The 7,024-nt window shown below is 58.5% G+C and carries 10 protein-coding genes and 1 pseudogene; 6 read left to right on the top strand and 5 right to left on the bottom strand.

Features of this window, described 5'->3' with window-relative positions; genetic code table 11:
* Positions 1 to 121: 121 nt before the first annotated feature.
* Positions 122 to 472 carry a DUF3330 domain-containing protein gene (locus ACSIPU_RS29755; protein WP_000454193.1) on the bottom strand — a complete coding sequence of 117 codons (351 nt, stop codon included), beginning with the start codon at positions 470 to 472 and terminating at the stop codon, positions 122 to 124.
* Between the two features lie 202 nt (positions 473 to 674).
* The gene (gene intI1, locus ACSIPU_RS29750; RefSeq protein WP_000845054.1) at positions 675 to 1,688 is read right to left on the bottom strand and encodes a class 1 integron integrase IntI1; all 1,014 of its coding nucleotides are present in this window, start codon (positions 1,686 to 1,688) and stop codon (positions 675 to 677) included.
* 144 nt (positions 1,689 to 1,832) lie between these two features.
* Between intI1 and dfrA12 the strand changes: the two genes are divergently transcribed.
* The 6 genes and pseudogenes from dfrA12 to ACSIPU_RS29720 all read left to right on the top strand — a co-directional run bounded on the left by dfrA12 (position 1,833) and on the right by ACSIPU_RS29720 (position 5,501).
* Positions 1,833 to 2,330: a trimethoprim-resistant dihydrofolate reductase DfrA12 gene (dfrA12, locus tag ACSIPU_RS29745; protein ID WP_001083725.1), complete on the top strand. Its 498-nt coding sequence runs from the start codon at positions 1,833 to 1,835 to the stop codon at positions 2,328 to 2,330.
* A 111-nt stretch (positions 2,331 to 2,441) separates the two neighbouring features.
* Positions 2,442 to 2,732 (top strand): DUF1010 domain-containing protein, encoded by a 291-nt coding sequence (locus ACSIPU_RS29740; protein ID WP_001336345.1) that lies wholly within the window; start codon positions 2,442 to 2,444, stop codon positions 2,730 to 2,732.
* 5 nt (positions 2,733 to 2,737) lie between these two features.
* Positions 2,738 to 3,576, top strand: a pseudogene (locus ACSIPU_RS29735) (AadA family aminoglycoside 3''-O-nucleotidyltransferase).
* 116 nt (positions 3,577 to 3,692) lie between these two features.
* Entirely contained in the window at positions 3,693 to 4,040 is a 348-nt protein-coding gene (locus ACSIPU_RS29730; protein WP_000679427.1) for a quaternary ammonium compound efflux SMR transporter QacE delta 1, read from the top strand.
* Entirely contained in the window at positions 4,034 to 4,873 is an 840-nt protein-coding gene (gene sul1 / locus ACSIPU_RS29725) for a sulfonamide-resistant dihydropteroate synthase Sul1 (protein WP_000259031.1), read from the top strand. Before ACSIPU_RS29730 ends, sul1 begins: the two co-directional genes overlap by 7 nt.
* A gap of 127 nt (positions 4,874 to 5,000) precedes the next feature.
* Positions 5,001 to 5,501 carry a GNAT family N-acetyltransferase gene (locus ACSIPU_RS29720; protein WP_000376623.1) on the top strand — a complete coding sequence of 167 codons (501 nt, stop codon included), beginning with the start codon at positions 5,001 to 5,003 and terminating at the stop codon, positions 5,499 to 5,501.
* Here the strand turns inward: ACSIPU_RS29720 and ACSIPU_RS29715 are convergent.
* The 3 genes from ACSIPU_RS29715 to ACSIPU_RS29705 form a co-directional block, all read right to left on the bottom strand.
* Positions 5,470 to 6,462: a TniB family NTP-binding protein gene (locus ACSIPU_RS29715; protein ID WP_001381192.1), complete on the bottom strand. Its 993-nt coding sequence runs from the start codon at positions 6,460 to 6,462 to the stop codon at positions 5,470 to 5,472. The genes ACSIPU_RS29720 and ACSIPU_RS29715 overlap by 32 nt on opposite strands.
* 2 nt (positions 6,463 to 6,464) lie before the next feature.
* Complete coding sequence (locus ACSIPU_RS29710; protein WP_001044207.1) at positions 6,465 to 6,947, bottom strand: Mu transposase C-terminal domain-containing protein; 483 nt, start codon at positions 6,945 to 6,947, stop codon at positions 6,465 to 6,467.
* Between the two features lie 5 nt (positions 6,948 to 6,952).
* Positions 6,953 to 7,024, bottom strand: a 72-nt coding sequence (locus tag ACSIPU_RS29705; protein ID WP_032414367.1) for a hypothetical protein, incomplete at its 5' end; no start/stop codon positions are given.

The raw sequence follows: 7,024 nt of genomic DNA, 5'->3' as shown, positions 1-7,024 counted from the left end.
TTCCCTGCAAAATGTCAGGGAAGACTCTATGACCTTCAACGAGATATGTCAATAAATTCAAAATTCAATCCTATCCTGACGCAATTTACACATGGCATCTGACATCAGGTTAGGGTATGCCTCAACCTGACGGCGGCGAATCACAAGCGTCCGGTTTGACGCTGGTTTCGGTCGCAGTGCTGGCCCGCGCCTGGAAGCGCTGATAGCACTCCAGCCCGCAGAAATGCTCCACGTACTCGGCCCCTTCCGGCGTGAAGGCGGCATCGAGCGGGATTTCCTTGCAGCACACGCAGCAACTGGTGCTCGGTTCATTGGCGTTCATGGTGGTGTTCCTCCATTGGTTGACGAAGCCGACGAAGGCCGCCGCCGGCATCGGCCTGGCGAACAGGAAACCCTGCACCGTGTCGCAACCCGCCTGCCGCAACCACGCAAGGCAGTCGGGTGTTTCCACACCCTCGGCTACCACCTCCATTGTCGTTTTCAGAAGACGGCTGCACTGAACGTCAGAAGCCGACTGCACTATAGCAGCGGAGGGGTTGGATCCATCAGGCAACGACGGGCTGCTGCCGGCCATCAGCGGACGCAGGGAGGACTTTCCGCAACCGGCCGTTCGATGCGGCACCGATGGCCTTCGCGCAGGGGTAGTGAATCCGCCAGGATTGACTTGCGCTGCCCTACCTCTCACTAGTGAGGGGCGGCAGCGCATCAAGCGGTGAGCGCACTCCGGCACCGCCAACTTTCAGCACATGCGTGTAAATCATCGTCGTAGAGACGTCGGAATGGCCGAGCAGATCCTGCACGGTTCGAATGTCGTAACCGCTGCGGAGCAAGGCCGTCGCGAACGAGTGGCGGAGGGTGTGCGGTGTGGCGGGCTTCGTGATGCCTGCTTGTTCTACGGCACGTTTGAAGGCGCGCTGAAAGGTCTGGTCATACATGTGATGGCGACGCACGACACCGCTCCGTGGATCGGTCGAATGCGTGTGCTGCGCAAAAACCCAGAACCACGGCCAGGAATGCCCGGCGCGCGGATACTTCCGCTCAAGGGCGTCGGGAAGCGCAACGCCGCTGCGGCCCTCGGCCTGGTCCTTCAGCCACCATGCCCGTGCACGCGACAGCTGCTCGCGCAGGCTGGGTGCCAAGCTCTCGGGTAACATCAAGGCCCGATCCTTGGAGCCCTTGCCCTCCCGCACGATGATCGTGCCGTGATCGAAATCCAGATCCTTGACCCGCAGTTGCAAACCCTCACTGATCCGCATGCCCGTTCCATACAGAAGCTGGGCGAACAAACGATGCTCGCCTTCCAGAAAACCGAGGATGCGAACCACTTCATCCGGGGTCAGCACCACCGGCAAGCGCCGCGACGGCCGAGGTCTTCCGATCTCCTGAAGCCAGGGCAGATCCGTGCACAGCACCTTGCCGTAGAAGAACAGCAAGGCCGCCAATGCCTGACGATGCGTGGAGACCGAAACCTTGCGCTCGTTCGCCAGCCAGGACAGAAATGCCTCGACTTCGCTGCTGCCCAAGGTTGCCGGGTGACGCACACCGTGGAAACGGATGAAGGCACGAACCCAGTTGACATAAGCCTGTTCGGTTCGTAAACTGTAATGCAAGTAGCGTATGCGCTCACGCAACTGGTCCAGAACCTTGACCGAACGCAGCGGTGGTAACGGCGCAGTGGCGGTTTTCATGGCTTGTTATGACTGTTTTTTTGTACAGTCTATGCCTCGGGCATCCAAGCAGCAAGCGCGTTACGCCGTGGGTCGATGTTTGATGTTATGGAGCAGCAACGATGTTACGCAGCAGGGCAGTCGCCCTAAAACAAAGTTAGCCATATGAACTCGGAATCAGTACGCATTTATCTCGTTGCTGCGATGGGAGCCAATCGGGTTATTGGCAATGGTCCTAATATCCCCTGGAAAATTCCGGGTGAGCAGAAGATTTTTCGCAGACTCACTGAGGGAAAAGTCGTTGTCATGGGGCGAAAGACCTTTGAGTCTATCGGCAAGCCTCTACCGAACCGTCACACATTGGTAATCTCACGCCAAGCTAACTACCGCGCCACTGGCTGCGTAGTTGTTTCAACGCTGTCGCACGCTATCGCTTTGGCATCCGAACTCGGCAATGAACTCTACGTCGCGGGCGGAGCTGAGATATACACTCTGGCACTACCTCACGCCCACGGCGTGTTTCTATCTGAGGTACATCAAACCTTCGAGGGTGACGCCTTCTTCCCAATGCTCAACGAAACAGAATTCGAGCTTGTCTCAACCGAAACCATTCAAGCTGTAATTCCGTACACCCACTCCGTTTATGCGCGTCGAAACGGCTAACCATTCCGTCAACGGGACGCCAAAATGCTGCGCATTTTGGTTCCCTCCGCTGCGCTCCGGCTCTCGTTACGTCCAACGTTAGCACCACTGAAACCCAGCTTTATTTAGCTCATGTTTATTCAAACGGCATTTAGCTTTTCAGGCGTTATTCAGTGCCTGTTTTGCCTTTTTTCCGGGCTTCGCCTGCATGGGCTGCGCAGGTTTTCAGTCTTTTTGGCCTCTAGCCCTTGCGTAGCAAGCGCAAGCAGCTATCGTTTTTGCAGTGCTGTGCCGCCTCGGTGGCGCAGCGTTTTTTCACGGTTAGCGCCCGTCGCCAAATTCAAGTTATCCGTTTTGGCTTCTGGTTCTAACATTTCGGTCAAGCCGACCCGCATTCTGCGGTCGGCTTACCTCGCCCGTTAGACATCATGAGGGAAGCGGTGACCATCGAAATTTCGAACCAACTATCAGAGGTGCTAAGCGTCATTGAGCGCCATCTGGAATCAACGTTGCTGGCCGTGCATTTGTACGGCTCCGCAGTGGATGGCGGCCTGAAGCCATACAGCGATATTGATTTGTTGGTTACTGTGGCCGTAAAGCTTGATGAAACGACGCGGCGAGCATTGCTCAATGATCTTATGGAGGCTTCGGCTTTCCCTGGCGAGAGCGAGACGCTCCGCGCTATAGAAGTCACCCTTGTCGTGCATGACGACATCATCCCGTGGCGTTATCCGGCTAAGCGCGAGCTGCAATTTGGAGAATGGCAGCGCAATGACATTCTTGCGGGTATCTTCGAGCCAGCCATGATCGACATTGATCTAGCTATCCTGCTTACAAAAGCAAGAGAACATAGCGTTGCCTTGGTAGGTCCGGCAGCGGAGGAATTCTTTGACCCGGTTCCTGAACAGGATCTATTCGAGGCGCTGAGGGAAACCTTGAAGCTATGGAACTCGCAGCCCGACTGGGCCGGCGATGAGCGAAATGTAGTGCTTACGTTGTCCCGCATTTGGTACAGCGCAATAACCGGCAAAATCGCGCCGAAGGATGTCGCTGCCGACTGGGCAATAAAACGCCTACCTGCCCAGTATCAGCCCGTCTTACTTGAAGCTAAGCAAGCTTATCTGGGACAAAAAGAAGATCACTTGGCCTCACGCGCAGATCACTTGGAAGAATTTATTCGCTTTGTGAAAGGCGAGATCATCAAGTCAGTTGGTAAATGATGTCTAACAATTCGTTCAAGCCGACCGCGCTACGCGCGGCGGCTTAACTCCGGCGTTAGATGCACTAAGCACATAATTGCTCACAGCCAAACTATCAGGTCAAGTCTGCTTTTATTATTTTTAAGCGTGCATAATAAGCCCTACACAAATTGGGAGATATATCATGAAAGGCTGGCTTTTTCTTGTTATCGCAATAGTTGGCGAAGTAATCGCAACATCCGCATTAAAATCTAGCGAGGGCTTTACTAAGCTTGCCCCTTCCGCCGTTGTCATAATCGGTTATGGCATCGCATTTTATTTTCTTTCTCTGGTTCTGAAATCCATCCCTGTCGGTGTTGCTTATGCAGTCTGGTCGGGACTCGGCGTCGTCATAATTACAGCCATTGCCTGGTTGCTTCATGGGCAAAAGCTTGATGCGTGGGGCTTTGTAGGTATGGGGCTCATAATTGCTGCCTTTTTGCTCGCCCGATCCCCATCGTGGAAGTCGCTGCGGAGGCCGACGCCATGGTGACGGTGTTCGGCATTCTGAATCTCACCGAGGACTCCTTCTTCGATGAGAGCCGGCGGCTAGACCCCGCCGGCGCTGTCACCGCGGCGATCGAAATGCTGCGAGTCGGATCAGACGTCGTGGATGTCGGACCGGCCGCCAGCCATCCGGACGCGAGGCCTGTATCGCCGGCCGATGAGATCAGACGTATTGCGCCGCTCTTAGACGCCCTGTCCGATCAGATGCACCGTGTTTCAATCGACAGCTTCCAACCGGAAACCCAGCGCTATGCGCTCAAGCGCGGCGTGGGCTACCTGAACGATATCCAAGGATTTCCTGACCCTGCGCTCTATCCCGATATTGCTGAGGCGGACTGCAGGCTGGTGGTTATGCACTCAGCGCAGCGGGATGGCATCGCCACCCGCACCGGTCACCTTCGACCCGAAGACGCGCTCGACGAGATTGTGCGGTTCTTCGAGGCGCGGGTTTCCGCCTTGCGACGGAGCGGGGTCGCTGCCGACCGGCTCATCCTCGATCCGGGGATGGGATTTTTCTTGAGCCCCGCACCGGAAACATCGCTGCACGTGCTGTCGAACCTTCAAAAGCTGAAGTCGGCGTTGGGGCTTCCGCTATTGGTCTCGGTGTCGCGGAAATCCTTCTTGGGCGCCACCGTTGGCCTTCCTGTAAAGGATCTGGGTCCAGCGAGCCTTGCGGCGGAACTTCACGCGATCGGCAATGGCGCTGACTACGTCCGCACCCACGCGCCTGGAGATCTGCGAAGCGCAATCACCTTCTCGGAAACCCTCGCGAAATTTCGCAGTCGCGACGCCAGAGACCGAGGGTTAGATCATGCCTAGCATTCACCTTCCGGCCGCCCGCTAGCGGACCCTGGTCAGGTTCCGCGAAGGTGGGCGCAGACATGCTGGGCTCGTCAGGATCAAACTGCACTATGAGGCGGCGGTTCATACCGCGCCAGGGGAGCGAATGGACAGCGAGGAGCCTCCGAACGTTCGGGTCGCCTGCTCGGGTGATATCGACGAGGTTGTGCGGCTGATGCACGACGCTGCGGCGTGGATGTCCGCCAAGGGAACGCCCGCCTGGGACGTCGCGCGGATCGACCGGACATTCGCGGAGACCTTCGTCCTGAGATCCGAGCTCCTAGTCGCGAGTTGCAGCGACGGCATCGTCGGCTGTTGCACCTTGTCGGCCGAGGATCCCGAGTTCTGGCCCGACGCCCTCAAGGGGGAGGCCGCATATCTGCACAAGCTCGCGGTGCGACGGACACATGCGGGCCGGGGTGTCAGCTCCGCGCTGATCGAGGCTTGCCGCCATGCCGCGCGAACGCAGGGGTGCGCCAAGCTGCGGCTCGACTGCCACCCGAACCTGCGTGGCCTATACGAGCGGCTCGGATTCACCCACGTCGACACTTTCAATCCCGGCTGGGATCCAACCTTCATCGCAGAACGCCTAGAACTCGAAATCTAACGTCCGTTCGGGCATCGAGGTCCATGTCGGGGTGGGACGGGCCCGTGGCTTCAAGATCACTTGCAGTCCGACCGCGATGTCTTGGTTGCGCGAGAGGTTGTCGACAGGCCATGCTGAGTGTGCGATGGTTGATCGCTTCCTCGCCGCTCTCCACGGCGACGATGGCCGCCGCCATCAGCAAGTGCGCCAGTTCCCCTATGGTGCCCTCGCTGCGTGTGAGCAGGTAGCGAGCCATGTCCAGCGTGGCAATTGGGGAAGGCCGGCGCAGCGGGAGCGAAGCGGCGAAGCTGGCCAGCAGTGAGCAGCAATCGTCGTTGGCCTCCCATACCGGCAGCATCATCGGCTCGAAGCGATTTTCCAACTGGTCATCGGAGCGGATGGCTAGGTAGGCGTCGCGCGTGCCTACCCCAACCAACGGGATGCGCAGTTCGTTGCCGAGGAAGCGCAGCAGGTTGAGGAATTCCCGGCGGTTGACGCTGTTGCCGGCCAGCACGTTGTGCAGCTCGTCGATCACCAGCATGCGCACGCCGACCTTGCGCAGCAGTGCCAGAGCCAGTTGCTCCATTTCCGGCAACCGTGGGCGTGGGCGCAGCGGCGCGCCCATCGCGGCGAGCAGCGCGACGTAGAAGCGGATCACGGACGGCTCGGACGGCATCTGCACGACCAACACCGGGATGTGCTCCTGGTCGGCGTCGGAGCTGGCCGGGTGGGTGCGGCGGAACTTCTCGACGATCATCGACTTGCCATTGTTGGTCGGGCCAACCAGCAGCAGGTTGGGCATGCGTTGCTTGTTTGGCCACGCATAAAGGGCTTCCAGCCGGTTCAGCGCCTCGACTGCGCGCGGATAGCCGATCCAGCGGTCGGCGCGAAGGCGCTGGATGCGCTCGTCCGCCGGAAGACGGGCCAAGCCCTGGGCCGCCGGCAGCAGGTGGGACAGGTCGATGATGGGATATTCGTCCACGGCTACCACTCCTCAATCTGGTCGAACGGTTTGGCGGGTGGCAAGTTGTCTGCCTGCGGGTCGGCAATATCCGTATCCGGCGGAACGGGCTTGTCCGGCCGAGCTGATGTCTTGAGGTGCTGGCGGCGATCCGCGTCACGCCGCGCCTTGCGTGTGGCCTTCTGCGCGCTGGTCACAATCTCACGCATCTGGCCGATCATGCGGAACAGCGCCGACTCATCCACCTGTTCGCGCCCTTGCTGCCGCAGTTTCGCCAGCGCCTGCCGTTGTTCCCAGAGGGTGACAGCCGGATGCGACAAGGTACGGTAGGGAATTTCCAGGTAATGCTGTCCCTCCGGTTCCAGGACCCAGATACGGCTGATGTCGCGCGGATCGCGCCGGATCAGAAAGGACGGCCAGCGTTCACGCCGCGCAATCCACGGCTTGAGCGCATCGGCGGGCACTGTTGCAAAGTTAGCGATGAGGCAGCCTTTTGTCTTATTCAAAGGCCTTACATTTCAAAAACTCTGCTTACCAGGCGCATTTCGCCCAGGGGATCACCATAATAAAATGCTGAGGCCTG

Source organism: Klebsiella sp. HN106 (genome assembly GCF_051209435.1).
Lineage (GTDB): Bacteria > Pseudomonadota > Gammaproteobacteria > Enterobacterales > Enterobacteriaceae > Klebsiella > Klebsiella oxytoca.
This window is presented reverse-complemented; position numbering and strand designations above follow the sequence as displayed.

Bases quoted from the DNA above. Each gene is read 5' to 3' on its own strand.
- dfrA12 (WP_001083725.1), top strand. From the start codon at position 1,833: ATGAACTCGGAATCAGTACGCATTTATCTCGTTGCTGCGATGGGAGCC.
- ACSIPU_RS29740 (WP_001336345.1), top strand. From the start codon at position 2,442: ATGTTTATTCAAACGGCATTTAGCTTTTCAGGCGTTATTCAGTGCCTG.
- ACSIPU_RS29730 (WP_000679427.1), top strand. From the start codon at position 3,693: ATGAAAGGCTGGCTTTTTCTTGTTATCGCAATAGTTGGCGAAGTAATC.
- ACSIPU_RS29755 (WP_000454193.1), bottom strand. From the start codon at position 472: ATGGAGGTGGTAGCCGAGGGTGTGGAAACACCCGACTGCCTTGCGTGG.
- ACSIPU_RS29720 (WP_000376623.1), top strand. From the start codon at position 5,001: ATGGACAGCGAGGAGCCTCCGAACGTTCGGGTCGCCTGCTCGGGTGAT.
- intI1 (WP_000845054.1), bottom strand. From the start codon at position 1,688: ATGAAAACCGCCACTGCGCCGTTACCACCGCTGCGTTCGGTCAAGGTT.
- sul1 (WP_000259031.1), top strand. From the start codon at position 4,034: ATGGTGACGGTGTTCGGCATTCTGAATCTCACCGAGGACTCCTTCTTC.